Here is a 25003-nt window from a genome sequence, read left to right as displayed (position 1 = left end):
GCTGCCGGGCAGCGTGCGCCTATCCTCAGTAAACGATAACCGTTACCATCACCATGCCGGTTTCCGAGCGAGGAGGCGTCGATGGCGCATGTGCTGCTGGTGGAGAGCTGGGTCGGTGCGATGGCGCATCTGCTGCCCAGGGCCGTGCTGGAGGCCGGTCACCAGTTCTCCTTCCTGACCCGCGACCTGCACCACTACCTGCGCAGCGCACCGGCCGGGGGTGCGCATCCGTTGCTCGCCGCGCACAATGTACTGACCGCCGAGACCAACGAGCTGCCCGGACTGCTGGAGCACACGGAACAGCTGCACCGGGCGCTGCGCTTCGACGGCGTGCTCACCTCCTGCGACTACTACCTCGACACCGCCGCCCAGCTGGCCGCCCACCTAGGACTGCCCGGCGCGGACCCAGAGGCGGTGCGCCGGGCGTACCGCAAGGACCTCGCCCGGGCGGCGATGGACGCCGCCGGCGTGCCGCAACCCCGGTACGCGCTCGCGCAGAGCTGGTCCGACGTCGCGCAGGCCGCCCGGGAGCTGGGCTTCCCGTTGGTGGTCAAACCGGTCGACCTCTGCGCCGGCATGTACGTGCGCGAAGTCGCCGACGAGGCCGGGCTACGGGCGGCGTTCAACGCCCTCACCGGGTTCCCGGTCAACGCCAGACGCCAGCCCCGGGTGCCGACGGTGCTGCTGGAGGAGCTGCTGTCCGGTCCGGAGGTGAGCGTGGAGACGGTCACCGTGGACGGACACACGACGGTCGTCGGGGTGACCGACAAGAGCCTCGGCGGCGCCTCGGGGTTCGTCGAGACCGGACACATGTTCCCGGCGGTGCTCGACCCGGCGACCACCCGCCGGGCCGGTGAGGTGGCGGTGGCCGCGCTGGCGGCGGTCGGGCTGGACCGCGGGGTCGCCCACACCGAGCTGCGACTGACCCCGGCCGGGCCCCGGGTGGTCGAGGTCAACCCCCGGCCGGCCGGCAACCAGATCACCGAGCTGGTGCGCCGGGTCACCGGCATCGACCTGCCCATGGTGTACGCGCAGCTGGCGCTCGGCGAGACCGCCGACCTCACACCCGCCGACACGGGCGTACGCAGCGCGGCGATCGCATTCGTACTGCCGCCGCGCCCCGGTGTCATCGCCCGGGTTGACGGAACCGGGGCCTGGCAGACCGACCCACGGGTGGTCGACTGGTCGGTGAAACCCGCCGGCCACCGGGCCGGGGACAGCAGCAGCAACAACGACTACCTGGGCCACGTCATGGTTGTCGACACGGCCGGGACCGACGCGCGGACCATCGCCGACGGCCTGGCCGCACAGGTACGCGTCGGGTACGTCGACGACGACGGCACCGACCGGCACCGGTTCGCCGCCACGCCGGCCGGAGCGGCGGTATGACGGCCGTGTCGCCGGCCCCGCCGGCGTACCGGTCCCTCGCCGCGCTGATCGACGCGGTACAGGCCGGACGGCACGGCGTGGACCCGACCCGCTGCCAGGTCAGTGTGGGGTTCGTGACCAGGCAGGGCGCGAGGCACGCGAATCGGCTGCGCGGCTACCGCAACCAGGTGCTGAGCCTGCGGGTCGACGCGGCGGTCGGCTCCTGCGCGGTCGAGCCCGGCGCGCTGCCCGACGAGGTCGTCTACGACTGTGTCGGCGCCTCGGTCGCCGACCTGCTCGCGCATCCGCTGCTGCCGGTGCGGGTGGCCGCGCTCGACGCGTACCTGATGGCGCAGCGGCCACACGCCGAGGTGGCCGACACCGTGGTCACCGTGCCCGCCGGCAGCTCGCTGGCCAAGTCGCAGACCCGGGCCGCCGCCGTGGTCGACCTGCTGCCGCCGACCGGCGGCCCGGTCCTGGTCGTCGGGGTGGTGAACTCGCTGCTGGCCCGGCTCCGCGCCGCCGACCGGCGGTACCTGCCGTGCGACCTGGCCGGCGGCCACACCGAATGGGACGAGCCGTGTCTGCCCGACGCGGCGGCGCTGCTGGACCGCTGCGACGCGATCCTCGCCTCGGGGATGACGCTCGGCAACGGCACCTTCGAGCCGCTGCTGACCCACGCCGCCGCCGAGGGCAAGCCGTTCGTGACGTTCGCGCAGACCGGCAGCGCCGTGCTGCCGTGGTTCCTCGGCGCTGGGCTGACGGCGGTGTCGGCCGAGCCGTACCCGTTCTTCTGGCTCGACGGCGGACCGACGACCCTCTACCGGTACGGGGTGTCCGGGTGAGCGCCCCGCAGCTGCTGAACCTGGTGGGGCACACCCCGCTGATCTACGTCGACGCGCCGCTGCCGCACCCGCACGGCGGCTTCTGGGCGAAGGTCGAGTCCGCCGCGCCGGGTGGGATGAAGGCCCGCGCGGCGGTGGCGATGCTGGTAGGCGCGCGGCGGCGCGGCGAACTCCGCGACGGCGCACCGGTGGTGGAATCGACCAGCGGCACCCTCGGCATCGGGCTGGTCTTCGCCGGGCAGGCCCTCGGCCACCCGGTGGTGCTGGTTGTCGACCGGGAGCTGGAGCCGTCGATGCGGGCGCTGCTACGCGCGTACGGAGCCCGGCTGGAGGTGGTCGAGCAGCCCCACCCGACAGGTGGCTGGCAGCAGGCCCGCCGGGAACGGCTGACGCAGGTGCTGGCGACGCTGCCCGGCGCGTACTGGCCGGACCAGTACCACAACCCCGACAACGTCGCCGGGTACGCGAGCCTCGGTGACGAGATCGCCGCCCAGGTCGACACCGTCGACGTGCTGGTCTGCAGCGTCGGCACCGGCGGGCACAGCGCCGGGCTGGCCCGGACGCTGCGCCGGCACTGGCCGCAGCTGCGGCTGATCGGCGTGGACACCATCGGCTCGACGATCTTCGGCCAGCCGGCCCGACGGCGGGTGATGCGCGGGCTGGGCAGCAGCATCTTCCCGAACAACGTGGACTATCCGGCGTTCGACGAGGTGCACTGGCTGGGCCCGGCGGAGGCGGTGGACACCTGCCGGCGGCTGGCCCGGACGGCGTTCGTCACCGGCGGATGGTCCACCGGCGCGGTCGCCAGGGTCGCCGCCTGGGTGGCCCGCACCCAGCCGGACACCCGGGTGCTGGCGGTCTTCCCCGACGGCCCGCACCGCTACCTCGACTCCATCTTCGACGACGGCTGGTGCGGCCGGCACGGGCTGCTCGGCCCCACCCCCGGCCATCCGGTCGAGATACCGCACCCCGGTGCGGTGGAGGTCACCCGGTGGAGCCGCTGCCGGGTGGTCGGCGACCCGGTACGCCACGAGCGGGTGCCGGCATGAAACTGTCCTGGCACCCGTACCGGCTGGTGCTGCGCGAACCGCTGCGGATCTCCCGGTCGGTGATGGCGCACCGCGAAGCGGTCCAGCTGACCGTCACCCACGACGGGCTCGCCGGCCACGGCGAGGTCGTCACCAGCGGCTACTACGGACTCGACCGGGCCGCGATCGAACGTACCTGTGCCGGCTGGACCGGCCGGCTCGCCGGCTGTTCGGATCCGGCGGCGCTGCGCGACGAGCTGAACACGTTCGACGGACCCGCCGGGGTGCTCGCGGCGCTGGACACCGCCGTGCACGACCTGCTCGGCCAGGCCCGGGGGCTGCCGGTGCACCGGCTGCTGCAAGCACCGGCACCGACTCCGGTGGCCACGGCGTACACGATCGGGCTGGTGCCGGTCGCGGACGCGGCGGCGACCGCGCGTCGGCTGGTCGCCGCCGGGTTCGCGGTGCTGAAGGTGAAAGCCGGTGACGACGCCGACGTGGCCCGGGTGGCGGCGGTACGCGCCGAGGCGCCGACGGCCCGGCTGCTGCTCGACCCCAACGGCGGCTGGTCCGCCGAGCAGGCGGTACGGCGGCTCGACGCGCTCACCCCGTACCGGATCGACGCCGTCGAGCAGCCGATCCCGCCGGGTCGGCCCGACCTGCTGGCCCGGGTGGCCGCCCGCACCGCGATCCCGGTCGTCGCCGACGAGGACGCCGAGCGCCTCGCCGACCTGGACCGGCTCACCGGATCGGTCGCCGGGGTGAACGTCAAGCTGGCCAAGTGCGGCGGGATCGTCGCCGCCACCCGGATCGTCGAGGCGGCCAGGGAACGCGGCCTGGACATCATGCTCGGCTGCCTGGTCGCCAGCACGCTCGGCGTCGCACCGGCCGTGCATCTGGCCGGCCTCGCCCGCTGGGTCGACCTGGACGGGCACCTGCTGATCGCCGATGACCCGTGGACCGGGATCGGCGGCCACGACGGCGTGCTGCGCCTGGCGGACACCCCCGGACTGGGCGTGACGCCGACGGCGACGACCGGATCCGGCGTGGCGGAGGCGGTGCGGTGAAGGCGACCTGGACGACGCTGACCAGTTTTCCACCGGCGATCCGGCTGCTGGTGGTCAACCAGCTCGGGGTCAACGTCGGCTTCTACATGCTGCTGCCCTACCTGGCCGGTTACCTGCGCGACGACATCGGCCTGTCGGCCACCCTGGTCGGCCTGGTCCTCGGGGTACGCAACCTGAGCCAGCAGGGACTGTTCCTGGTCGGCGGATCGGCCGCCGACCGGCTCGGCGCACGTGGCGTGATCATCGCGGGCTGCGGGCTGCGGGCGGTCGGCTTCGCGGTGTTCGCGGTCGGCGGGTCGCTGCCCGCACTGCTGGCCGCCTCGGTGCTGACCGGGCTGGCCGGGGCGCTGTTCAACCCGGCGGTACGCGCCTACCTCGCCGAGGCCGCCCCCGAGCGCCGGGCCGAGGCTTTCGCCCTGTTCAACGTCTTCGCCAGCGCCGGTGCGCTGCTCGGGCCGCTGCTCGGCAGCGCGCTGCTGCTGGTCGACTTCCGGGCCGCCGCGATCGGCGCGACGGTGGTGTTCGCCGCGCTGACCCTGGCGCAACTGCTGGTGCTGCCACCGCACCCGGTGACCCGCAGCGGGCAGAGCGTCGGCCGGGACTGGCGGGAGGCGCTGACCGACGGCCGGTTCCTGGCGTTCACGGTGGCGTTGAGTGCGCTGTTCGCCCTGCAGACCCAGCTGTACCTGGTGCTACCGGTGCAGGCCGAGGCCGTGGCCGGCACCGCGCTGGCGGTGGCCGCACTCTTCGTCGTGTCCACGGTGGTCACTCTCGGCTGGCAGGTACGGCTTACCGGGTGGCTGCGCCAGCGGAGCAGCCGTGGGCTGGCCATCGCGGCCGGGATGGCGGTGGCCGGCCTCGGTTTCCTGCTGCCGCTGCTGCCGGTGACCGGCCCGCCTCCGGTGCGGGCACTGCCGACGCTGGCCGCCGCGCTGGCGCTGGCGGTCGGTGTGATGATGGCGCAGCCGTTCGTGTTGGAGCTGGTGCCCGGCTTCGCCCGCGACGGGCTGACCGGCACCTACTTCGGGGTGTTCTACCTGGCCTCGGGGGTCGTAGCGGCGCTGGCCACCACCGCCGTCGGCCGGTTCATGCAGACCGGTGGCCAGCCGGACGGTGCGGCACCGGGCGTACCCGCCGGAGCCTGGCTGCTCTGCGCCGGGCTTGGCCTGGCCTCGGGCGCCGCCGTGTGGGTGCTGCACCGCCGGGGCCTGCTCGCCCCACGTCCGGTGCCGACCACCGCCGGAAAGGCGGCCCGGTGAGCGGGCCGGTGGTCGGGGGCGGGCCGGTGGTGTCGGACGGCAACCTGCTCACCGACAACCCGCAGCTGTACGAGGCCCAGTTTCCCGACCCGGAGCACCGGGCGGCCAGGTTCGTGGCCGACCTGGTCGACCGGTTCGCGCCCGGCCCGCCCGGCCGGCGGCTGCTCGACCTCGGCTGCGGCACCGGCCGCGACGCCGGGTACCTCGCCGACGCCGGCTTCGACGTCACCGGGCTGGACCTGTCCACCCGGATGCTGGCCTACGCCCGCCGCCGCCACCAGCGGGTCCGGTTCGTCGAAGGTGACCTGCGTACGTTCGACCTCGACCTGCGCTTCGACGTGGTCACCTGCCTGGACAGTGCGCTGCTGTACTGCCACCACAACGCCGACCTGACCGCCGCGCTGGCCAACTGCCGACGGCAGCTGGCCCCCGGCGGGCTGCTCATCGCCGAGATGCGCAACGGCGCGTACTTCCTCGGCAACACCGACCTGGTCGACGGGCCCAGCATCCGGTCGGTGCGCTGGCAGGGCGTCACCTACACGTCCCGTACCACCTTGTGGATCGACGCCGCGGCGCAGCTGCTGCGCCGCCGTCGGATGTGGACCTGGCCGGGTGCGGAGCAGGAACTCGTGCAGAATTCCGCATGGCGGCTGCTCTTCCCGCAGGAGCTGCGCCATCTGCTGGAGGGCGCCGGGTTCGACGTCCTCGCCCTGTTCGACGCCCCCGGCCCGCGTACCGAACCGCCCTGGCGTCCCGGCGCCGAGCTGGCGACCGGCCTACGCGGCGACCGCCTGCACCTGGTCGCCCGCCGCCGCGACGACGCGGCCTGAACTCCCCGCTGAAACCCCTTGGAAGGAAGAACTGACATGTCGACTGTTGCCCGACTACGCCGCCGAACATTGCTCGGCGGCGGTGCCGCCCTGACCGCCGCGCTCCTCGCCGGCTGCGGCGCCGACACCCCCGCCGGCACCGACGCCGCCGCTGGCGGTGGCACCCCGAAGCGGGGCGGCCGGCTGCGGGTCGCGTTCGCCGGTGGCGGCGCCACCGAGAACCTCGACCCGCACCTGGCGAACCTGTTCAACGAGGCGTCCCGGGCCAAAGCGATCTTCGACAAGCTCGCCGACTACGGCCCGGACGTGTCGATCCAGCCCCGGCTCGCGCTGAGTTGGGAGCCCAACGCCGACCTCACCCGCTGGCGGGTGCCGTTGCGGGAGGCGACCTTCCACGACGGCCGGCCGGTGCGGGCCGCCGACGTACTGGCCAGCTACGCCCGGATCACCGACCCGGACCGGGCGTTCCGCGCCAAGGCCAGCCTGTCCCTGATCGATCTGCGGGCCAGCCGGGCCGTCGACGACCGTACGGTCGAGTTCGCGCTGACCCGTCCGTTCGCCGAGTTCGGCAACGTGCTCGCCGCATTCGGCGCGTACATCGTGCCGGAGGGCAGCGAGTCGTTCGACCGGCCGATCGGCTCCGGGCCGTTCACGTTCAGCAGCTTCACCCCCGGCACGTCGCTGCTGCTGGCCCGGTACCCGGACTACTGGGACGGCGCCGCGCACCTCGACGAGCTGGAGTACGTGATCGCCAACGAGGAGTCGGCGCGGGTCAACGCCCTGCTCGCCGGGCAGGTCGACTACGCGCACGACATCAGCCCCACCACGGCCCGCAGCTACGCCGCCGACGACCGGATCGCCATCACCCGGATGGCCAACAGCGGCCTGCAGGGCTTCACCATGAAGCTGGACCGGCCCCCGTTCGACAACCGTGACCTACGGGAGGCGATGTTCCTGCTCACCGACCGGCAGCAGCTGGTCGAGACGGTCCTGTCCGGATCCGGGCAGGTCGGCAACGACCTGTTCGGCAAGGGCTACCAGTACTACGCCGGCGACATCCCCCAGCGCGAACCCGACCTCGACCGGGCCCGGGCGCTCATCGACCGGGCCGGCGCAAGCGGCCTGCGGATCCCGCTGGACACCGCGCCGGTGGCCGCCGGGTTCGTCGAGGCGGCCAGTGTCTTCGCCGACCAGGCCCGCGCGGTCGGGCTGAACGTCGAACCGGTGCAACGCAACAAGGACACGTACTGGCGAGAGGTGCTCGACAATGGAGTGATGGCCTGCTTCCGCTCCGGTGCCATGCCGATCGAGACCCACATCTCGCAGCGGTTGCTGAGCACCTCGACGACGAACGCCACCAAGTGGACGCGGCCCGAGTTCGACGACCTCTACGCCACCGCCGTCTCCACCGCCGACGAAGCGGGCCGGCGGCAGGCGTACGGCGAGATGCAGCGGATGCTGCACGCCGAGGGCGGGCTGCTGGTGTGGGGCTTCGCCGACTTCCTCGTCGCCACCGCGCCCCGGGTCGGCGGCGTGTCCGCCGAGGCCCCCGCCAACACCCTCGACTGGGCCCGGTTCGACAAGGTGTGGCTGGCTTGAGCCTGACCCGCTACACGGTTCGGCGGCTGCTGCTCGGCGTCGGGCAGGTCGCCGGCATCACCACCATCGTGTTCGTGCTCACCGAGGCGCTGCCCGGCGACGCGGCGGTGGTGATCGCCGGTGACCAGCCCGACCCGGAGCGGATCGCGCTGATCCGCGAACAGCTCGACCTTGACCAGCCACCGTGGCAGCGGTACCTCGACTGGCTCACCGGGCTGCTGCACGGAGACTTCGGCGAATCGCTGATCTCCCAACGGCCGGTCCTGGACATGATCGTCGGCAGCGCCGCCGCGACCGTACTGCTGGCCGCCGTGACGCTGCTCGTCCTCGTCCCGATCGCGATCGGCCTCGGCATGCTCGCCGCCCGGCGCGAAGGCGGCCGGCTCGACCGCGCCATCAGCGCCGTCGCCGTCGGTCTCTACGCGGTACCGGAGTTCGCCCTGGCCATCCTGCTGGTCGCGGTTTTCGGCGTACGGCTGGGCTGGTTTCCGCCGACCGCCGTCGGCACCGGCCCCAACCTGCTCGCCCAGCCGGCCGTGCTGGTCCTGCCGCTGCTGGTGCTGCTGGCCCGACCGATCTGCTCACTCAGCCGGCTGACCCGCGCCGGCATGGTCGACGCGCTGCGCTCCGAGTACGTCGCCCACGCCCGCCGCCTCGGCCTCGGTGCCCGTCGCCGGTGGCTGGCCCACGCACTGCCCACCGCCGCCGCGCCGGTCGTGCAGCAACTCGCCCGCACCACCGACTGGCTGCTCGGCGGCGTCATCGTCGTCGAGGCGGTCTTCGTCATCCCCGGTCTGGGTACCGCCCTGGTCGACGCGGTCGCCGCCCGGGACGTCCCCACCGTCCAAGGGCTGTGCGTGATCGTGGCGGTCACCACCGTGGTCGTCAACCTGGCCGCCGACCTGGTCGCATTCCGGCTCGCCCCGCGTGCGGCAGGTGCCCGATGACCGGCCGGGCTCCGATGATCAGCCGGGTTCGGCGGACCGGCCGGGTTCCGCGCCTGGTCACCGGGGTCGTCCTGCTCGCCGTACCGCTGCTGCTCGCTCTCGCCGGTCCGGCCCTGGTCGATCTGGCCCTGGTCGGCAACGGCGCGGACCGGACCCGGCCGTTCGACCAGGCAGGGCTGCTCGGCACCGACTTCGTCGGCCGGGACGTCACCGGGCAGCTCCTGCTCGGCGGCCGGTCCGTCGTCGCGGTCGCCGCCGCCGCGACCGCCCTGGCCTACCTGATCGGCGTACCCGTCGGTCTGTTCGCCGCGCTCACCCGCCGGCGCTGGCTCGACGAGGTGCTGATGCGCCCGCTGGACCTGCTCCTCGCCGTCCCGTCGCTGCTGCTGCTCATCCTGCTCGCCGCCACCGCACCCCAGGGGCCGGTGACGCTGGTGGTAATCGTCGCCGTCATCGCCCTGCCGGAGATCGCCCGGATCACCCGCGCCGCGGCCCTGCCGCTGGCCCACGGACCCGCGATGGAAGCGATGCGGCTCTACCGGGAGACGTGGTGGCGGCGGGCGGTCGGGTACGTCGCCCGGGGTATCCGCCGGGTCCTGCTGGCCGACGCCGGGATCCGGTTCATCGGCGCCGTCTACCTCGTCGCCACCGCCAGTTTCCTGGGCATCGGCGTCGCCCCGGACGCCGCCGACTGGGCCGTCATGGTCGACCGCAACCGCGCCGGGATCTTCCTGCAGCCGTGGGCGGTGGTGGTGCCCGCCGCGCTGCTCGTCGCGCTCGCCGTCGGGGTCAACCTGGTCACCGATCAGCTGCTGGCCACCCGGCCGGAGGTCACGAAGTGATCCGGGTCGACGGGCTGTGCGCCGACGCCGGTGGACAGCGGCTGCTGCGCGACGTGTCGTTCACCGTGGCGGCCGGCGACATCCTCGCCGTCGTCGGCCCGTCCGGCAGCGGCAAGACCACGCTCGGGCGGGCGCTGCTCGGCGAAGCCGGACCCGGCGTCCGGCTTACCGGCGACGTCGAGATCCATGGTCGCCCGGTCAGCCCAGAGACACCGCCGGCCGGCGGCACCGTCGGCTACACTCCGCAGCAGCCGGCGGCGGCGCTGACCCCGGTACGCCGGATCGGCCCGGTGCTGCGCGAGATCGCCCGCCGGCACACCCCGACGCCGTCGCGTCGGACACGGCGCGCCGCCACCCGGCAGGCGGTCCGGGCGGTACTGGCCCGGGTCGGCCTGCCGGACGACCGCGACCTGCTGCGGCGCTACCCGCACCAACTCTCCGGCGGCCAGCAGCAGCGGCTCGTCATCGCGCACGCCCTGCTGGCCGGTGCCCGCGTCCTGGTCGCCGACGAACCGACCACCGGGCAGGACAGCCTCAACCGCCGCGACGTCGCCGCCGAACTACGCCGTCTCGCCGGCTCCGGCGTCGCGGTCGTCCTGCTCACCCACGACCTGCACCTGGTACGGGCGGTCGCCGATGGCGTCCTCATGCTCGACCGGGGCACCGTCGTCGCCTCCGGTTTACCGGACGCGGTCCTTCCTGACACCCCAGCTCGGCCAGCGCGGACCCCCGCCGCTGACCCGCCGGGCGGTGCCGGTCAGCTGCTGCGGGTCGCCGGGCTCACCGCAGCGCACCACGGCAGCACCGTCCTGCACGACATCGACATGGTCATCGGCCCCGGACAGCGCCTCGCCCTGGTCGGCCGCTCCGGCAGCGGCAAGACCACCGTCGCCCGCTGCCTGGCCGGCCTGCACTCACCGAGCGGCGGCAGTATCGAACTCGACGGCCGCCGGCTCGCCGGCTCGATCGACCGCCGGCAGCGGGGCGACCTCACCACCGTGCAGTACGTCTTCCAGGATCCGCGGGCCAGTTTCCAGCCGTCCGCCGCCCTGCTCGACCAGGTCGCCCGCCCCGCCGTACGGCTGCACCGCCAACCGACCGTCGAGGCGCTGCGGACCGCCCACGACCTGCTGCGTCAGGTCGGGATCGACGATGCTCTCGCCGCCCGCCGTCCCGACCGGCTCTCCGGCGGTGAGCTGCAACGCGCCGCTCTGGCCCGCGCCCTGGTGGCCCGACCCCGGCTGCTGGTCTGCGACGAGATCACGTCCGGTCTCGACCGCGTCAACCAGGACCGGATCCTCGACCTGCTCGACGAAGTGTGCCGCACCCACCGGCTCGCGCTGCTGGTCATCACGCACGACCCGGACGTGGTCGACCGGCTCGCCGACCACGTCACCGTGCTCGACCACGGCCGGGTCGTGGAACACGGTCCCGCCGCCACCGTGCTGCGCGCCGGCCGGCAGCCGCTGACCCGCGCCCTGCTCGACCCTGACCTGCCGCGACCGCGCGACCCCGACCTGCCGCGACATCTGTCGCGACCCGCAACCACGTCCAGCACCGGAGAGATGAGCACCACGTGAACGACCAGAACATCGGTCCGTACGACATCCGTACCGCCACGCCGCAGCACCTCGACGGTGCCCGCAGCGTCATGCTCGACACCTTCTACCAGGTGTTCGGCTACGGCTATCAGCCGCGGTGGCACGCCGACGTCATCGACCTCGCCGGCACCTACCTACGGCCTGAGCGGCATGCGCTATTCGTCGCGGTCAAGGGCGACGAGGTGGTCGCCACCACCGCCGTCCGCGCCGCCGCGCCGAACAGCCCGCCGCATCCCCGCTGGCTGGTCGACCGCTACCCGGCGGCGAGCACCGCCCAGCTGTTCCGGGTCTACGTACGCCCGGAACACCGCCGCAACGGGCTGGCCCGCGCACTGGTCCGACGGGCCGTCGCGTTCGCCGCCGGGCACCCCGGCTACCGGGCGGTCTACCTGCACACCGACACCGGGGTCCCCGGGGCGGAGGCGTTCTGGCGGAGCGTGGCCGAGGTGGTGCACGACCCCCGCGACGGCAGCCCGCACGCCTCCCGGGTGGTGCACTTCGAGATACCGATCTCCGTCAATACCCGGCGCGTCCCGGTGGCAGCGGGTTCGGCAGGTCGGAGCCGATGGTCGCGGTCACCGTGCTAGGAGAGAGCCCGTCTGCAAAGGTCACCGTGCTCGGGGCTGCGGCCCGGCCAGGGATTCCGGGTAGGTGAGCACCTTGGTGTAGTTCGCGAACCCGGCGAGAACCGGAATCTCCTGGACGATCACGTTGTCCCGGAACGAGTAGCCGACCACCATGCCCGAGGACCGGTTCTCCTGTGCTGCGGGCGAGTGCGTCGGGCAGGGTCTTCGAGGCGGCGCCGGTGAGCAGCTGTTGCTTGGCCGAGGCGTACGGCGCGCTCAGCAACTCGATCTCGATGTTCGGGTTCTGCGCGGTGAACTCGTCGATGATCCGGTCGAACTTTGCCGACTGGTCCGACGCACCGTCGTCCACACCACACGCCGCGACGAACGCGACTGTCGTCGCGGTCACCGCCCCGCACCGACCGCGCCGTCGACCAGCGGCTCAGCCTGCAGGAGAAGGAGAAGATCGCGGCACTGGCCGCGGCGTTGGTTGAGGACGGCTCGACCATCATGATCAGCAGCGGGACGACGACCCTGGCGGTCGCCCGCAACCTGGGCCGGCACCGCGACCTCACCGTGGCGACGACCAATCTGCTGGTGCCCGGGGCGCTGCCACCCACCGCCATCGGCGACATCGGCGTCGGTGCGGTCGATGCGGAGGCCAGTCGCACGACCAGCAACCTCACCGAAGCCGCGATGATGCAGGAGATGATCTCGCGCGCCGGCCGGGTGGCCATCCTCGCCGACTCCTCGAAGTTCGGCCGCCGACTCTTCGCCCAGGTCTCCGAGCTAAGCAGCGCGGACTACCTGATCACCGACACCCTGCCGCCCGCCGAATTACGGGAGGCGCTGGCCGCGAGCGATGTGAAGGTCGTCACCCCGCCGGCCCCACCACGACAGAGAGGGGCCCGCAACGCGGTCTGCTAGACAGGATCTCCACTCACCACCAGGGGTGCCCTACTGGAGCTCGGCCTGGCCGTCGAACCGCCGCCCCAGTTGCGTCGTCACCCCGCCGTTGCGGAAGAATTACCCCATGACCGAGGATTGGGAGCTCCCTTCAGGCTCCAAGCTAGACACCGCTGTTCCGCACTCGGCGCGGATATGGAACTACTGGCTCGGCGGCAAGGATCACTTCGCGGTAGACCGGGCCGCCGGCGATGAGGTCATCGCCCACATCCCGGACATCCCCATCGGAGCCAAGTCCGAGCGCGCGTTCCTCCAGCGGGTGGTCAGGTTCCTCGTCGGGGACGCCGGCATCCGCCAGTTCCTCGACGTCGGCACCGGGCTGCCCACAGCGGACAACACCCACGAGGTCGCGCAGTCCCTGGACCCGCGCTGCCGGGTGGTCTACATCGACAACGACCCGCTCGTCATGGCACACGCGCGTGCGCTGCTGGCCAGCACGCCGGAAGGCAGTTGCGACTACGTCGAAGCCGATCTGCGGCAGCCGGACGCGATCCTCGCGTCCGCGCGGCGGACGCTCGACTTCTCGCAGCCGATCGGGCTCATGCTCCTCGGCGTCGTCAACCACATCATGGACGACGATGTGGCGTACGGCTCCGTCGCACAACTGGTGCAGGCGATGCCCGCCGGCAGCTACCTGGTGCTCACCCACTCCACGGCGGAGATCCACGGCGAGCCGATGCTGCGCGTGATGCGGGAAACCACCGAACGCGGCGGCACGCCGATCCGCGCCAGGACCAAAATCGAGCTCGAACGCTTCTTCGGCGGGTTGGACCTGCTGGAACCCGGCGTCGTCACGTGCTCACGCTGGCGCCCCGACCCGGAGTCCGACGAGCCCGAGGTCTACCTTTTCGGCGGTGTCGGCCGCATCGGCTGAGCCACCACAGCTCATCTTGTCGTCTGGCGGTCAACAGTTCGTGGCGGCAGGTCGGCGTTAGCGGCCGGGTGGTTGGCCGTGGAGGCGGGCGAAGGCGCGGTTGAAGGCGAACTCGGAGGTACAGCCCATCCGGTGGACGATGGTGTCGCGTAGCGCGCGGGCGACCACGTTGAGGTGCCAGCGGGTGAGGTAGGTCAGTGGTGGTTCGCCGACGTGGCGGGCGAAGCGCCGCACAAGGGTGGCACGGGGGACGTTGACCGTCACGGCGAGGGTGTCCAGGGGGCCAGTCGTGACCGGGTCGCTCGTGCAGGACGGCCAGAACCTGCGCGGTGAGCGGGTCACGTAGGCAGCGTCCCGGCAGTGGTGGATCCCGTCGGCACCCGGGGCGATCGCGGGTCTGGTGCTCTTCACGGTGCTCGAGCTTCTGCGCCACTCGACTCGGCGAAGGGTCACGGGACGACCGTCATGAGCGCCTGCACCCCCGCGTCCACAACAACGTCGTGGTGACCGTGCCCCGCCTCGATCCGGTCATCCACGCACCCCACCGCCTGCACATCTGTTCTCTGCTGACCCCTCGAACGAGGCCGAGTTCCAGGTGCTGCGAGAGGCACTCGGGATCAGCGACTCGGCACTGTCCAAGCACATCAAACAGTTGGAGGATGCAGGCTACCTCAGGCTGCGCAGGGCTACGCTCAACGGTCGCCGACGGACGTGGGCGCAGCTTACGCCTACCGGACGGCGGGCCTTCGCCGCACATGTCGAAGCGCTGATGGAGATCGCATCGCTCGCGCGCACCTCCCAGCATCTCCCCCCGCCCGGTCTCCGACCACACCAGCGCCCCGACGAGCCCAACCTGCGGCTCAGGACGACCGACGTGTCGACGACGCGCGCAGAGGAGTACGGACATCCATGCACATGACTTCTGGAACTGACGGCTAGTGACAACGCGATTGCGTAGTCAGCCGGCGAGCCGTTGACCAGGTGTTTCGGGGCCAGCTCGGTCTCTACGGGGGCGTGACAAGCGGGTGAGGCCGCAGCCTACCCGCCGGCGTCATCCCTCGCCCCGCGTCGGCAGTCTGACCGGCGGTCGGCCGTGAGCTGATCGACGTGGGGCCAGGCCAGGCGGGATCGCTGTTCGCAGTACCGGCCCGCCCGACAAGATCACAGTTTGGTCGTGAACCTCGGGGCAGGGTCGGTTCGTCATGTTGATGAAGCCTGCTGGCGGGCACGGACGATGCGGGCCGATCAAGGTTCGGCGACGGAAGCAGAGATGACGACATGCAGATGGACCGAACACAGGCATCGGGTTCGGCGGCGCTCCGCTGGCTCCGCGACACGGTCGCCATCGTCGGCGATGCCGAGGGTGGGACGATCGCGGAACTGGCCCGGTCGATCCCTCCGGTCGCCGGCGTTGTAACGGTCGTTGGACAGCTCAGCGGACCGGCGGACTGGCGAGCGGTTGCCGAGTCGCTCCCGATCGCGGTTCCCCCTCGCACCTCGGCGATGCTGGCTGTCGCCGGCGCCGGCTCAGCCGCAGTCGGCGTGGCGGGCCCGGCCCCGGCGGCGGTGGTCGCCGAGCAGCTCGGGTCCGAGGTGCTGGCCCCGGCCGGTAGGCTGCTCCTGGTTCCCGGTGCTGCACTGTTCGCCGTCGAAGGGTTCCGACGGTTCCGCCCGGGGGCAGCGCCGGTTCCCGCCGGGCGGCGGCACCCGGCGCCCGCCTGGGAGGCCGCCATAGATTCTCTCTCGGCGGGCGGCAGCCACGGTCTGACCCGGGTCGCGATCCCGGCCGGCCTGTGGGTCTATCCGCAGCGACCGGATACGACCGCACCGGGACCGGACGATCTGGCCTACGCCATCCCGGTCGATGTGGAGCGGCCGGTCCTGCTGGTCGGGCGCCCCGGTCACCCGACACCTGATGTGGACGAGGTGGCGGCAGTGGTCGACGCCCTCCCGGTCGAGCTCCGTACCCGCCTGATCGTCGTGCCCTACGGCCCCGGAGCGATGGTCTGCCGAGAGCTGACCCGGACACTGTGTGACCGCTGGCGCGGCACCGTCACGATGGCTACCGGTCTGCCGACGCTGGACACGGCTGGCCGGACGGTGGCGATCGCTGTCGACGCCGAACCGGCACGCTGCTGGCCGCAACCCGTCCGCCAGATTGTCTTCCCGCCGTCCGGGGTGCCTCGGGTGATAGGGCCGGTCGAGGCGCTCGCCAGCCTGGCCTCTGCTGGATCCGCTCCGGCCGAGACCACCATCTACCGGTGGAACGAGCGATGGGTGGTCGAGGCCGTACAGTGCGGGTTGTGGGTCCGCCCGCCGTTCGCCGGCCGACACGGTCCGGTGGTGCGTGACCGGCCGTGGAATCCGGGCAGACTGGAAGTCTTCGTCGGAGTGCCCGGCAACCCGCCAGGTGACGACGTCCGGTCGGTGATACACGAACTGTTGGCCCGGCTGCCTGCCGCGGCTCGTCGGCGGGTCGTCATCTCCCCGGTGAAGGTGGCGAGAGACCTGGGGCTGGGCCTCGCACCGAGTAACGACGCGCCCGACATCGTGCTCGTCAACGACGGAACTGAACCGCCCGAGTGGTGGCGGGCCGATCCGCGGCTGTTCTCCGTACTGGTTGGCTCCGCTGCCGGTGACCAGGTGGTGACCCAGGCCGGTGAGGTAGGACCGGGCGAGCTCGGCGAGATCGTCGCGACGCACGATGGATGGGCCGGGCGGCCGATCCTGTTGCTGTCGGCTGATCCGGTGCCACGCGAGTTCTGCCAACGGCTGTCCGACCAGCTCCAGGCAGCGGTGGTCAACGGCGGCCCGCCCAACGGTGACTGGTCAGCAGTCCTGCCCCGGCGGATCGGGCGGGACGAGCCGAGATCGGTTCAGCTCACCGGCGCGTTTCCGTTCCCGGACGACGACCTGACGGCACTGGTCGAGGTGCCGCTGGGAGAATCGGCTCGGGCGGGCCGACCGGCGGACTTCGGTATCCGGTCGACGCTGGACCTACGAGTCAAGCGGGATGCTGCCGGCGAGGTGCATCACCGGGACGCAATGCCTCCGACCACCACGCCCATGCCCGACCCGGTACTCGTGGTCGGTCGGGGCCCGGACGCCGACCGACCGTTCCGATTGTTCGACATCCCGGCCGGAGTGTGGTTCGTAGCCACCGCGGTCGCGACGCAACGGCCGGGATGGGCGCACAGTGGCGTCCGGATCAGGCTGGACGTCGAGCAGATCGACCAGGTGAACCTTCAGTTGCTCGCCAACTACCTCGGTGCCGAGGTCATGGTGCCTGCTGACCGGCTCCACGACCATTCAGGCGGAGACACCGCAGGCCTGTGGCATACGCGATCCCGCTCGCCAGCGGCGCACCGCAGTGATCCGGCGCGGGCGTACGCCGACCTACCTCAGGCCGAGCATCCGGACGTCACGGCCGGCATCCGGTACGCAGTCGCCCTGCGCGGCCTACCAGATCGTGCGGTGCCTGCGGATCCGCCGGTCGCGCGCGCCCTGCTCGAACGGCCGGCACCGGTCTCTCGGCCCGCCGCGGGCGGCGAACAGGCATGGGCCCCTGTCGAGGCGCCGGGCGACCGAGCCGGTCCGGCATCCGGCGGTCCGCTCGTCAACCGTATCCACCAGCGAGCAGATGACGCCGGTCTTGCCGACTCTGAGGCTGACGACGTCACCGAGCAGTCGGCTCATCCGACAGCTGAGGTGATCCCCGCCGGGGTGGCCCCGGCGGAAGTCGAGGCTGGGGAACCAGACGAAGTCGAGTCCGGGCCGGCGGCGGCTATCACCGAGTGTGACGCCGGGAAGCCCGAGGCGCTGGTGACCCCGGGCCCGGCGCGGCAGAAGCCGGTCACCGACCGGCCCCCGGCCTTGATCCCTGTGCCAGTGCCGGCGCTGTCCGCTCCCACGGTACCGCTCCGGGTTTCGGCACCCGCCGAGCAGCCGGCCACACTGCACACCCGGCGGAATGTGCGGGCTGGTCTCGTGGCGGCGGCATTCGTCGCGATCGTGGCGCTAGCCAGCGGTGCTGTGACGCAGCTCCTGGACGCCGACGATGCGGTGGCCGAGCCACCCCCGCCGAATCTGCAGGTGACGACCGCACTGGCACCGACACTGGCGGCCACGCCCGGGGCCGACAGCGTCGGATCGGCTACCCCGCCGATCACCCCGGTCGGGTCGACCCCGGCCATCGCGTCGTCGACGGTTGCAGTCAGCCGGACAGAACCGGCACCGGGTCCGACGACCGCCGGCCCGCCGGCTCCGGTCCGGACGACCGCCCCGGCACCGGCCCCGGTCCGGACGACCGCCCCGGCCACGCCGGTCAGCGGGCGGACGAACTCGGGCGGTCGCAATCTGGCCCTCGGCGCCTCGGCAACCGCATCCAGCATCGAGGGCACGAACTGGGCGGCGAAGCTCGCCGTCGACGGCGACGGGAGCACCCGGTGGAGCAGCGCGTGGCAGGACCCGCAGTGGATCAAAGTTGATCTCGGTGAGAACTGGGTCGTTACCGAGGTACGCCTATCCTGGGAGTCCGCTCACGCGTCGGCCTACCGTGTGGAGTTGTCCCGCGACGGGGTGAACTGGACGACGGTGTTCAGCACCAGCAACGGGACAGGCGGCAGCCTGGTCGTCGATGTGCCGTCGCTCGTTGCCCGCTATGTGCGCATGTACGGCACCTCCAGGTCGGGCACCTACGGGTACTCGTTGTACGAATTGGAGGTACGTTGACGCCGTGGGCTTCATGCTTCTTCTGTTCGGAATAGGCCAATTTGTTTGGGGCTTGTAGAGAGATCTGTGTAACGGATTGAGATGAATATCCGTTATGGCCGGTAGGAGCCGGTCGGCACAGATAGGACAAGTGTGATGACGATGTCGATGATCAACCCGCAGAGGCAGGACCTCCCGGCCGACGAGTGGGGTGGGTTGCGGGAACAGGCCGCCGCGGACGTACCGAGGTTGCCCCTGTCCGCCCTGGTGCTCGATGAGCAGGCGGCGAAGCAGGCCGCGCGGAAGGCGGTCGCGGACCTGGTCGACGAGCAGGCGATGGATGCGGTGTTGGCGCAGGTCAAGGGCGACGGGCTGCGGTTGACGGGGCCGGGTGGGTTCCTGTCGGAGCTGGTCAGGGTCGTCCTGGAGCGGGGGTTGCGGGCGGAGTTGACCGAGCATCTGGGCTACCGGGCGCACGATCCGGGCGGCAAGGGTTCGGGAAACTCGCGTAACGGGCACACGGCGAAGACGGTGCGGACCGAGGTCGGGCCGATCGAGGTGCGGATGCCGAGGGACCGGGCGGGCACGTTCACCCCGGTGCCGCTGCCGAAGAACGCCCGCCGCCTGGGCGGGCTCTCCGATGTGGTCATCTCCCTGTACGCCGGTGGGATGACGGTGCGCGACATCTCCCATCACCTGCACCGGGTGTACGGCACCGAGGTCGGCCCGGACACCATCTCCACCATCACCGACGAAGTTCTGGATGAGGTGAAGGCGTGGCAGCACCGGCCCCTGGACGAGGTGTACCCGATCGTCTACGTGGACGCGTTGATGGGGAAGGTCCGCGACGGCGGGCAGGTGCGCAACAAGGCCTGCTACCTCGTGGTCGGTGTGGGTGTGGACGGGGTCAAGCACGTCCTCGGGATCTGGGTGCAGCAGACCGAAGGCGCCAGATTCTGGATGCAGGTGTGCACCGAGTTGCGTAACCGCGGGGTGCGGGATGTGCTCATCGCCTGCTGCGACGGGGTGACCGGGCTGCCCGAGGCGATCGAGGCCGTGTGGCCGCACACCACCGTGCAAACCTGTGTCGTGCACCTGATCCGGGCGGCGACGCGGTTCGTGTCCTACAAAGACCGGCGGGCGATGGTCACCGCGTTGAAGGAGATCTACACCGCACCCACGGTCGAGGCCGCCGAGACGGCGCTGCTCGGCTTCGCCGACAGCCCGCTCGGGAAACGCTACCCGGCTGCGGTCGCCGTCTGGGAGCGGGCGTGGGACCGGTTCACTCCGTTCCTGGCGTTCCCGCCCGAGGTCCGCCGGATCATCTACACCACCAACGCGATCGAGTCGTTCAACTACCAGATCCGCAAGGTGATCAAGAACCGTGGGCACTTCCCGACCGACGACGCCGTGGTCAGGCTGACCTGGCTGGCCATCGCCGATATCGAGGACAAACGCGCCCGGCAACGGGCCGCCGAGGCCGGCAAGCCCCGCAACCAGGCCCGCCAGGCCCCCGGACGACTCGTCGAAGGCGCCGGCGTCCACGGCTGGAAGCAGGCCCTCAACTCCCTGGACATCTTCTTCCCCGGCCGTATCCCCATCGATGCCCGATAGTTATACAGAATAGGGCGTTACACAGACAATCGGACAGGCTTGTCCTCCGGCGGTACGCACCACCGGCCCGTCCACCATGCAACGCATCCGCGCCACCCTGCGCAAGGCACTCAACGACGCGATGGCCCGGTCCAACAACCGGCTCATCGACTTCAACCCGGCCAAGCACGTCGAACTCACACCGGCGAAGCAGCCCAAACCCCGGGTGTGGACGGACAGAGCCGTCGCACGGTGGCGCGAGACCGGACAGAAGCCCAGCCCGGTCATGGTGTGGACCCCGCAACAGGCCGGAGCCTTCCTCGACTACGCCCAGGACCACGACATCGCCCTCTACCCGGTGTTCGTAGGCATCATGCACCGAGGCATGCGTCGCGGTGAGGCACTCGGCCTGCGGGACAGCACCGTCGACCTGGACGCCGCCCTCGTCACCGTCGACCTGCAACGCACCACCGTCGGCTACGAAGCGGTCGACAAGAAAGTCAAGTCCGAGGCGGGTAACCGCACCTTCGCCCTCGACAGCTTCACCGCCGCCGCGTGGCGCGCCTACCTCGCCCGCCGCGCCCGCTGGAAGTTGGCCAGCGGCGGCAGCTGGCCGGACACCGGATGGTTCTTCGTCCAACCCGACGGCGAGAAGTGGCACCCGGACACCGTCAGCAAACGCTTCGACAGCCTCGTCCGCGACGCCGGACTGCCCCCGGTCCGGCTGCACGACCTACGACACTGCGCCGCCACCTACCTGAAAGCCTCCGGCGCCGACCTCACCGACGTCAAGGAACTCCTCGGCCACTCCACCATCACCATCACCATCACCATCACCATCACCATCACCAGCAACATCTACACCTCCGTCATCGTCGAACTTTAGGTCGAGCGGGACAAGGCGGAGGCCGCCGCCGCGCTGGTTCCCCGCCGCCGACGCACACAGGCCGCCTGACCGACCCGAACCGCCGACACCACCTCCCAGCCTCCGACCACACCAACCCCCGGACGACCCCAACCCGCGGCTGAGGACACCAGATCGCCCGACGCGTCACCCCCGGTCAGCCGCGACAGCCCCAGACCCGGGCAGCAGACGGGCGGATGCAGAAGCCGCGGCCAGGCGGAGTAGGGTTGGCCCTTGACGGGCCGTTAGCTCAATCGGCAGAGCTGAGGACTTTTAATCCTTAGGTTCTGGGTTCGAGTCCCAGGCGGCCCACCACATGACCTGGGAAAATAGCAATCAATCGATGATTGGCCCACCCTTTATCTGGCCAGATTTGCCGGATATGACCCGCTATGCGGGGAGCACCCAGCGAACACCCAAGACGCCCACGACCACGGTCGGCGTCGACGGCTGCAGCCGGACTGCAGGGTGTGGTACGCAGAGCGGGGGAAGGCCGGCCGGGTGGCCATGCTCGCCGCCGGGTGCAACCCGGCCGTTCCGGGCGGCTTCATGTAGAAGTTCGTCAACTTCCGGCTGCGGTTGGTCGTGGTCGGCGACATCACGGCCGCACCGCTGGCGCGCGCCTTGTCCGCTGGCCCGGTCCTTCAGCAGCTCCAGGTACCGCTCGTCGTCGGGCGTCTTGTTCACGCGGAGAGACGCCAGCCGCTGGGTGCGGAGTCAGTTGGCGACCTGCGCGTCGACGATCGGCGCGGCGTTCGGGTCAGAGATGCCATCGACGGCCGTGGTGAAGAACCGCCACGTGGTGAAGAACGCCCCACCCAGGTACGCGACGGGTCGGCCGTCGGCGTGCGGCCTGGGCCTGACCGCCCACAATCCCGCGCACCGGGCGGGGCTGGTGGACCCGAACGGCCGTGAGCCCGAGGTGCTCGACGCGGCCTGCCGATATGCTGCGGTCGGGCGGCGCGGCACCATCTCCATGTCGATCTCCCGCAAGAGTCGATCGCGCCGCCCCGACCCCTGCCCGGCATCACCCCGGGTCGTTGGTGCTCTGACCGCCGGGTGAGGCAGGTGGGCCGGCGGCCCGTGGCGGTGTACTCGGCGACGGCGCGGCCGGCGGCGGCGACACTGACCCGGGCCAGGACGGCGGGTACGGTGACCAGGCCGGAGTCGGGCGATTCGACAACCGTGATCGGGCCGCCGGGTTCGCGCTCGATGCCCCGCGTGCCGTCCGGGAGCCAGCACACTGCGGCCCGGTTGACGCGCGTGTCGACGTCGATCCGCAGCTGAGCTGGCCCGTCCACGGGGCCGATCCAGATGGTCTGGCCGGTTCCACCGTGGGCCATGATCGACTCAGCCTGGCCGGCGAACAAACTCGGCGGCGCGGCCCGGGTCGGGCAACGGCTCGCGGTGGCCGTGGTAGTCCACCATCACCGCGGCCAAAGGTCCTCCTTCCCCTATATCGGTCGGTCGGGCCGTGTGGCCGGCGGGCGCTGGTGGGCGCGATCGCGGTGGCGGCGCGTCGGGCTGGGGCCGCCGGCATCGGTCTTCTGCCTGGGTCCTGTCGAGCGCGGATGGCCACTCCAGGGGTCCCGCAAGTACGGGCCGTCGTCTTCCTGCTGTCGTGAACTCATCCGCGACCTGGGCTGCGTCCATGGTGGTGATCCGGGTGTGATCGGGTTGCTTCCCTGTCCAGTCCCCCGTAGATGTCGAACGTGGTTGTTTCCGGGAAGGGGTGGGAGTGTCACGTCGACGGCGTACCGGTCGCCGTTGCCGTGCGGGCGGCCGCGGTCGGGTCAGTCGACGAACGGCCGCTCGGGATGCCCGACACCGGTGACGTGGTCGCGACCTCGTGGCCGTGGTGCGGCTCGGTCGCTGGCCTGCGGCCCCGGCAGGCGATGGTGGTGGTTCCAACCTTGTACCTCGTGGGTCTGGTGGGTTGGCGCGTCTGGCTAGCGGCCGAGGCGTCTGGCTGTCTCGTCGGTCAGCGTGTCGGTGAGGTCGTGCAGGAGTGCGAGCGCCGTGTCCGTCTCTGCGGTCGGTGTCAGCGCTTGCACGTATGCCATCACGATCAGGTTCTCGTCGCGGACGAGGTGAGTGATGTCGATCTGGGTGGCTCCGAGGCCACCGCCGGCGGTGGTGCTGTTCGCGTCCAGGTCCTGGACGGTTTCGAATGATAGGCCGCTGTCTTCCCACCAGCCGGTGAGGTCGGCGGTGGTGGTGCCGGGTGTGGTGTCCTTCCACAGGTCGACGTAGCGGGCGGCGTCCTGGTTGTACGCCTCGACCGCGCCTGGCACGTCGTCGTAGACCCGGACCTGTACCCCGCCGACCGGTTCGAATGCGCCGAGTTTGGTGGTGAGACGCCCGTCGGGGGCGTGGGCGACGAAGGCGCAGGCCGCCGACCAGTGGGTCCGGCCCATGGTCGTCAACCCCGAGATCATCCGCGCGGCCCGGGACAGGCTGCCCAACCCCGAGGGCATCGCCAACGCCCGACCACTCGCCCCGCTACTCGAACCAATCACCGACCCCGACCGGCCCGCCCACCTGAACATCCACCGACGCGACCGCCTCGGTGGCATCCTCCACGAGTACGAGCATGCCGCCTGACCTGCCCGGATGTCATTCTCGGCAGGTACACCGTCGAAGGCCAGATCCGCCGCGCCGGCGACAACTTCCGAAGCGCTACCGGCCCCCGGCCAGCCAGCCCCGCAGCGACGCCGGCGCGGACGGCAGACCGTACCGGCCGAGCAGCATCGCCACCATCGGCCCGTCTTCCCAGACCACGCTGTCCACCAACGCGCGAACCGCCGCCTGCTGGGCATCGACGATCCGGCCTGGTCCCGTCGCCCCGGCGTCGCGGCCCCGCCCCGTGGCGTCGTGTTCTGGGAAGGCCGCGTCCAGCAACGCGCCCACCAGTGTGAACCGGTCAGTGCCGGGCACCGTGTCGGCCAGCCGCCGCGCCAGGATCTCGACCCGATCCGTAGCGCTGTCAGAGTCCAGGCGCGCCAGGGTCAGCGCCGCCAGCCCTGACATACCCCCAGCCAGAAACGGCCAGTCCGGCACCGGTTCGGTCGCGTCCAGCAGGCAGGCGTACAACTCCTCGACGAGCGCTCGCGGCGGCCGGGCGGTCAGCCGGGCCACCCCCAGCACCGCCGACCACCGCTCCGCGCGGTTTGGGCCGGCCCGCCGACGCGACAGCGCCTCGACCAATCCGGTGTCGGCCTGGGTGGCACCGCACAGACCGGCGGCTACGCAGGCCGTCGCCGCCACCACCGGGTCCGAATCCCCGGCGATCACGCGCGTCAACGCGGGAACTATCAGGTCGCGCTCCTCAGGGAACCAGGCCAACAGATGCGCGGCGTGCAACCGCACCGCAGGCTCGGGCGACCGCAACGCCGCCACATACACCGCGACACCCGAACGGACCGCGTCGTACGCCTCCAGGTCCCACCGTGCCGCGCACCGATCGGCCTCCACATCCCGGTAGCGGACGGTCGACTCCCGCGCCCGCCGCTCCTCGCCGTCGACAGCTGCGGCCACCCACATCGACTGCTCATGTTCCAACTCCGCCAGCGTCATGGCAGCCTGGCGGTCCACCTCACGCCGAACAGCGGCAATGTCCGGCGACTCGGTCAACCAGTAACTCTCGTCGCCGATCGCGATCATCCGCAGCACCTGGCAGGCGGCGAACCGGTCAGGCGCCGAAGGATCCGCTACAACATCGATCAGAAACTTCGCGGCGACGGCACTTGCCTCGTACCGCGAACCCTGATGCACCAGACGACCCGCCAACGCCCGATACGCCCCACGACGGACCACCGCATCACCCGACCACAACCCGTGCAAAAGCTCAGGAAGATCTTCGGCCGCACCATGGGCGTCCTCAAGCGAGGCCCAGTCCATTCGCCGCAACGCCGCTATCCGCTCAGGCATACACACTCACCACCCACCGAACCACGACTTACCACCGTTTGAACGAACCACTCCACCGCAGCCACGGTTGATCG

General features: G+C 71.4%; 23 protein-coding genes and 1 tRNA gene. 19 read left to right on the top strand and 5 right to left on the bottom strand.

The genetic code is table 11. The features are described 5' to 3' along the window. The first annotated feature begins 81 nt into the window (after nt 1–81). The 11 genes from O7543_RS21400 to O7543_RS21350 are packed head-to-tail and all read left to right on the top strand — an operon-like array spanning nt 82 to nt 11973. The gene (locus O7543_RS21400; RefSeq protein WP_281552206.1) at nt 82–1389 is read left to right on the top strand and encodes an ATP-grasp domain-containing protein; all 1308 of its coding nucleotides are present in this window, start codon (nt 82–84) and stop codon (nt 1387–1389) included. Further along, on the top strand, nt 1386–2213 hold the full coding sequence (locus O7543_RS21395) for a DUF364 domain-containing protein (protein ID WP_281552207.1): 828 nt from the start codon (nt 1386–1388) through the stop codon (nt 2211–2213). The genes O7543_RS21400 and O7543_RS21395 overlap by 4 nt, the downstream gene beginning before the upstream one ends. Continuing rightward, a complete protein-coding gene (locus O7543_RS21390) occupies nt 2210–3262 on the top strand; it encodes a PLP-dependent cysteine synthase family protein (protein WP_281552208.1) in 1053 nt (350 codons plus the stop codon). The genes O7543_RS21395 and O7543_RS21390 overlap by 4 nt, the downstream gene beginning before the upstream one ends. After that, nucleotides 3259–4308, top strand: a complete 1050-nt coding sequence (locus tag O7543_RS21385; RefSeq protein ID WP_281567184.1) for a dipeptide epimerase — start codon at nt 3259–3261, stop codon at nt 4306–4308. Before O7543_RS21390 ends, O7543_RS21385 begins: the two co-directional genes overlap by 4 nt. Beyond that, complete coding sequence (locus tag O7543_RS21380) at nt 4305–5567, top strand: MFS transporter (protein ID WP_281552210.1); 1263 nt, start codon at nt 4305–4307, stop codon at nt 5565–5567. Before O7543_RS21385 ends, O7543_RS21380 begins: the two co-directional genes overlap by 4 nt. After that, nucleotides 5564–6397: a class I SAM-dependent methyltransferase gene (locus O7543_RS21375; RefSeq protein ID WP_281552211.1), complete on the top strand. Its 834-nt coding sequence runs from the start codon at nt 5564–5566 to the stop codon at nt 6395–6397. The genes O7543_RS21380 and O7543_RS21375 overlap by 4 nt, the downstream gene beginning before the upstream one ends. A 36-nt stretch (nt 6398–6433) precedes the next feature. Beyond that, nucleotides 6434–7996, top strand: coding sequence for an ABC transporter substrate-binding protein (locus O7543_RS21370; protein WP_281552212.1), 1563 nt, complete (start codon nt 6434–6436; stop codon nt 7994–7996). Beyond that, nucleotides 7993–8943 carry an ABC transporter permease gene (locus O7543_RS21365; protein WP_281552213.1) on the top strand — a complete coding sequence of 317 codons (951 nt, stop codon included), beginning with the start codon at nt 7993–7995 and terminating at the stop codon, nt 8941–8943. The genes O7543_RS21370 and O7543_RS21365 overlap by 4 nt, the downstream gene beginning before the upstream one ends. Then, nucleotides 8940–9785, top strand: coding sequence for an ABC transporter permease subunit (locus O7543_RS21360; protein ID WP_281552214.1), 846 nt, complete (start codon nt 8940–8942; stop codon nt 9783–9785). Before O7543_RS21365 ends, O7543_RS21360 begins: the two co-directional genes overlap by 4 nt. After that, complete coding sequence (locus tag O7543_RS21355; RefSeq protein WP_281552215.1) at nt 9782–11365, top strand: ATP-binding cassette domain-containing protein; 1584 nt, start codon at nt 9782–9784, stop codon at nt 11363–11365. Before O7543_RS21360 ends, O7543_RS21355 begins: the two co-directional genes overlap by 4 nt. After that, nucleotides 11362–11973, top strand: a complete 612-nt coding sequence (locus tag O7543_RS21350; RefSeq protein ID WP_281552216.1) for a GNAT family N-acetyltransferase — start codon at nt 11362–11364, stop codon at nt 11971–11973. The genes O7543_RS21355 and O7543_RS21350 overlap by 4 nt, the downstream gene beginning before the upstream one ends. Nucleotides 11974–11994: 21 nt before the next feature. Here the strand turns inward: O7543_RS21350 and O7543_RS21345 are convergent, their stop codons facing one another. Beyond that, nucleotides 11995–12126 carry a hypothetical protein gene (locus O7543_RS21345; RefSeq protein WP_281552217.1) on the bottom strand — a complete coding sequence of 44 codons (132 nt, stop codon included), beginning with the start codon at nt 12124–12126 and terminating at the stop codon, nt 11995–11997. 165 nt (nt 12127–12291) lie between these two features. Here O7543_RS21345 and O7543_RS21340 point away from each other — a divergent pair, with 165 nt between their 5' ends. Further along, nucleotides 12292–12879, top strand: coding sequence for a DeoR/GlpR family DNA-binding transcription regulator (locus O7543_RS21340; protein ID WP_281552218.1), 588 nt, complete (start codon nt 12292–12294; stop codon nt 12877–12879). A 106-nt stretch (nt 12880–12985) separates the two neighbouring features. Continuing rightward, nucleotides 12986–13792, top strand: a complete 807-nt coding sequence (locus O7543_RS21335) for an SAM-dependent methyltransferase (RefSeq protein ID WP_281552219.1) — start codon at nt 12986–12988, stop codon at nt 13790–13792. Between the two features lie 57 nt (nt 13793–13849). Here O7543_RS21335 and O7543_RS21330 read toward each other — a convergent pair whose 3' ends face one another. Next, entirely contained in the window at nt 13850–14203 is a 354-nt protein-coding gene (locus O7543_RS21330; protein ID WP_281552220.1) for a helix-turn-helix domain-containing protein, read from the bottom strand. A gap of 184 nt (nt 14204–14387) precedes the next feature. Between O7543_RS21330 and O7543_RS21325 the strand changes: the two genes are divergently transcribed. The 5 genes from O7543_RS21325 to O7543_RS21305 all read left to right on the top strand — a co-directional run bounded on the left by O7543_RS21325 (nt 14388) and on the right by O7543_RS21305 (nt 21314). Further along, nucleotides 14388–14711 (top strand): transcriptional regulator, encoded by a 324-nt coding sequence (locus O7543_RS21325; protein ID WP_281552221.1) that lies wholly within the window; start codon nt 14388–14390, stop codon nt 14709–14711. 365 nt (nt 14712–15076) lie between these two features. After that, complete coding sequence (locus tag O7543_RS21320; RefSeq protein ID WP_281552222.1) at nt 15077–18523, top strand: discoidin domain-containing protein; 3447 nt, start codon at nt 15077–15079, stop codon at nt 18521–18523. 135 nt (nt 18524–18658) lie between these two features. Beyond that, nucleotides 18659–20116 carry an IS256 family transposase gene (locus tag O7543_RS21315; RefSeq protein WP_281552223.1) on the top strand — a complete coding sequence of 486 codons (1458 nt, stop codon included), beginning with the start codon at nt 18659–18661 and terminating at the stop codon, nt 20114–20116. A 76-nt stretch (nt 20117–20192) separates the two neighbouring features. Beyond that, nucleotides 20193–20981, top strand: a complete 789-nt coding sequence (locus O7543_RS21310; protein WP_281552224.1) for a site-specific integrase — start codon at nt 20193–20195, stop codon at nt 20979–20981. A gap of 257 nt (nt 20982–21238) precedes the next feature. Next, nucleotides 21239–21314 (top strand) — tRNA-Lys (locus O7543_RS21305). Nucleotides 21315–21716: 402 nt separating this feature from the next. Here the strand turns inward: O7543_RS21305 and O7543_RS21300 are convergent. Together O7543_RS21300 and O7543_RS21295 are read right to left on the bottom strand one after the other, a co-directional pair. After that, entirely contained in the window at nt 21717–21977 is a 261-nt protein-coding gene (locus O7543_RS21300; protein ID WP_281552225.1) for a hypothetical protein, read from the bottom strand. A gap of 971 nt (nt 21978–22948) precedes the next feature. Beyond that, nucleotides 22949–23416, bottom strand: coding sequence for a hypothetical protein (locus O7543_RS21295; protein ID WP_281552226.1), 468 nt, complete (start codon nt 23414–23416; stop codon nt 22949–22951). On the opposite strand from O7543_RS21295, the gene O7543_RS21290 reads away from it, so the two are divergent. Next, entirely contained in the window at nt 23415–23603 is a 189-nt protein-coding gene (locus tag O7543_RS21290; RefSeq protein ID WP_281552227.1) for a hypothetical protein, read from the top strand. The two genes, O7543_RS21295 and O7543_RS21290, sit on opposite strands and share 2 nt — an antisense overlap. A gap of 75 nt (nt 23604–23678) precedes the next feature. Here O7543_RS21290 and O7543_RS21285 read toward each other — a convergent pair whose 3' ends face one another. Beyond that, a complete protein-coding gene (locus O7543_RS21285) occupies nt 23679–24662 on the bottom strand; it encodes a HEAT repeat domain-containing protein (protein WP_281552228.1) in 984 nt (327 codons plus the stop codon). Between the last annotated feature and the right edge of the window lie 341 nt (nt 24663–25003).

Source organism: Solwaraspora sp. WMMA2080, assembly GCF_027497395.1.
Taxonomy (GTDB): domain Bacteria; phylum Actinomycetota; class Actinomycetes; order Mycobacteriales; family Micromonosporaceae; genus Micromonospora_E.
The sequence above is the reverse complement of the archived record's forward strand: the minus strand, read 5'-3'. Positions and strand labels throughout refer to the sequence as shown.

What these genes read in the sequence shown, in the direction of transcription:
- O7543_RS21400 (WP_281552206.1), top strand. Translation starts at nt 82, where the DNA reads ATGGCGCATGTGCTGCTGGTGGAGAGCTGGGTCGGTGCGATGGCGCAT.
- O7543_RS21395 (WP_281552207.1), top strand. Translation starts at nt 1,386, where the DNA reads ATGACGGCCGTGTCGCCGGCCCCGCCGGCGTACCGGTCCCTCGCCGCG.
- O7543_RS21385 (WP_281567184.1), top strand. Translation starts at nt 3,259, where the DNA reads ATGAAACTGTCCTGGCACCCGTACCGGCTGGTGCTGCGCGAACCGCTG.
- O7543_RS21370 (WP_281552212.1), top strand. Translation starts at nt 6,434, where the DNA reads ATGTCGACTGTTGCCCGACTACGCCGCCGAACATTGCTCGGCGGCGGT.
- O7543_RS21360 (WP_281552214.1), top strand. Translation starts at nt 8,940, where the DNA reads ATGACCGGCCGGGCTCCGATGATCAGCCGGGTTCGGCGGACCGGCCGG.
- O7543_RS21345 (WP_281552217.1), bottom strand. Translation starts at nt 12,126, where the DNA reads ATGGTGGTCGGCTACTCGTTCCGGGACAACGTGATCGTCCAGGAGATT.
- O7543_RS21335 (WP_281552219.1), top strand. Translation starts at nt 12,986, where the DNA reads ATGACCGAGGATTGGGAGCTCCCTTCAGGCTCCAAGCTAGACACCGCT.
- O7543_RS21320 (WP_281552222.1), top strand. Translation starts at nt 15,077, where the DNA reads ATGGACCGAACACAGGCATCGGGTTCGGCGGCGCTCCGCTGGCTCCGC.
- O7543_RS21315 (WP_281552223.1), top strand. Translation starts at nt 18,659, where the DNA reads ATGACGATGTCGATGATCAACCCGCAGAGGCAGGACCTCCCGGCCGAC.
- O7543_RS21310 (WP_281552224.1), top strand. Translation starts at nt 20,193, where the DNA reads ATGCAACGCATCCGCGCCACCCTGCGCAAGGCACTCAACGACGCGATG.
- O7543_RS21300 (WP_281552225.1), bottom strand. Translation starts at nt 21,977, where the DNA reads ATGGAGATGGTGCCGCGCCGCCCGACCGCAGCATATCGGCAGGCCGCG.
- O7543_RS21290 (WP_281552227.1), top strand. Translation starts at nt 23,415, where the DNA reads ATGGTCGTCAACCCCGAGATCATCCGCGCGGCCCGGGACAGGCTGCCC.
- O7543_RS21295 (WP_281552226.1), bottom strand. Translation starts at nt 23,416, where the DNA reads ATGGGCCGGACCCACTGGTCGGCGGCCTGCGCCTTCGTCGCCCACGCC.
- O7543_RS21285 (WP_281552228.1), bottom strand. Translation starts at nt 24,662, where the DNA reads ATGATCGCGATCGGCGACGAGAGTTACTGGTTGACCGAGTCGCCGGAC.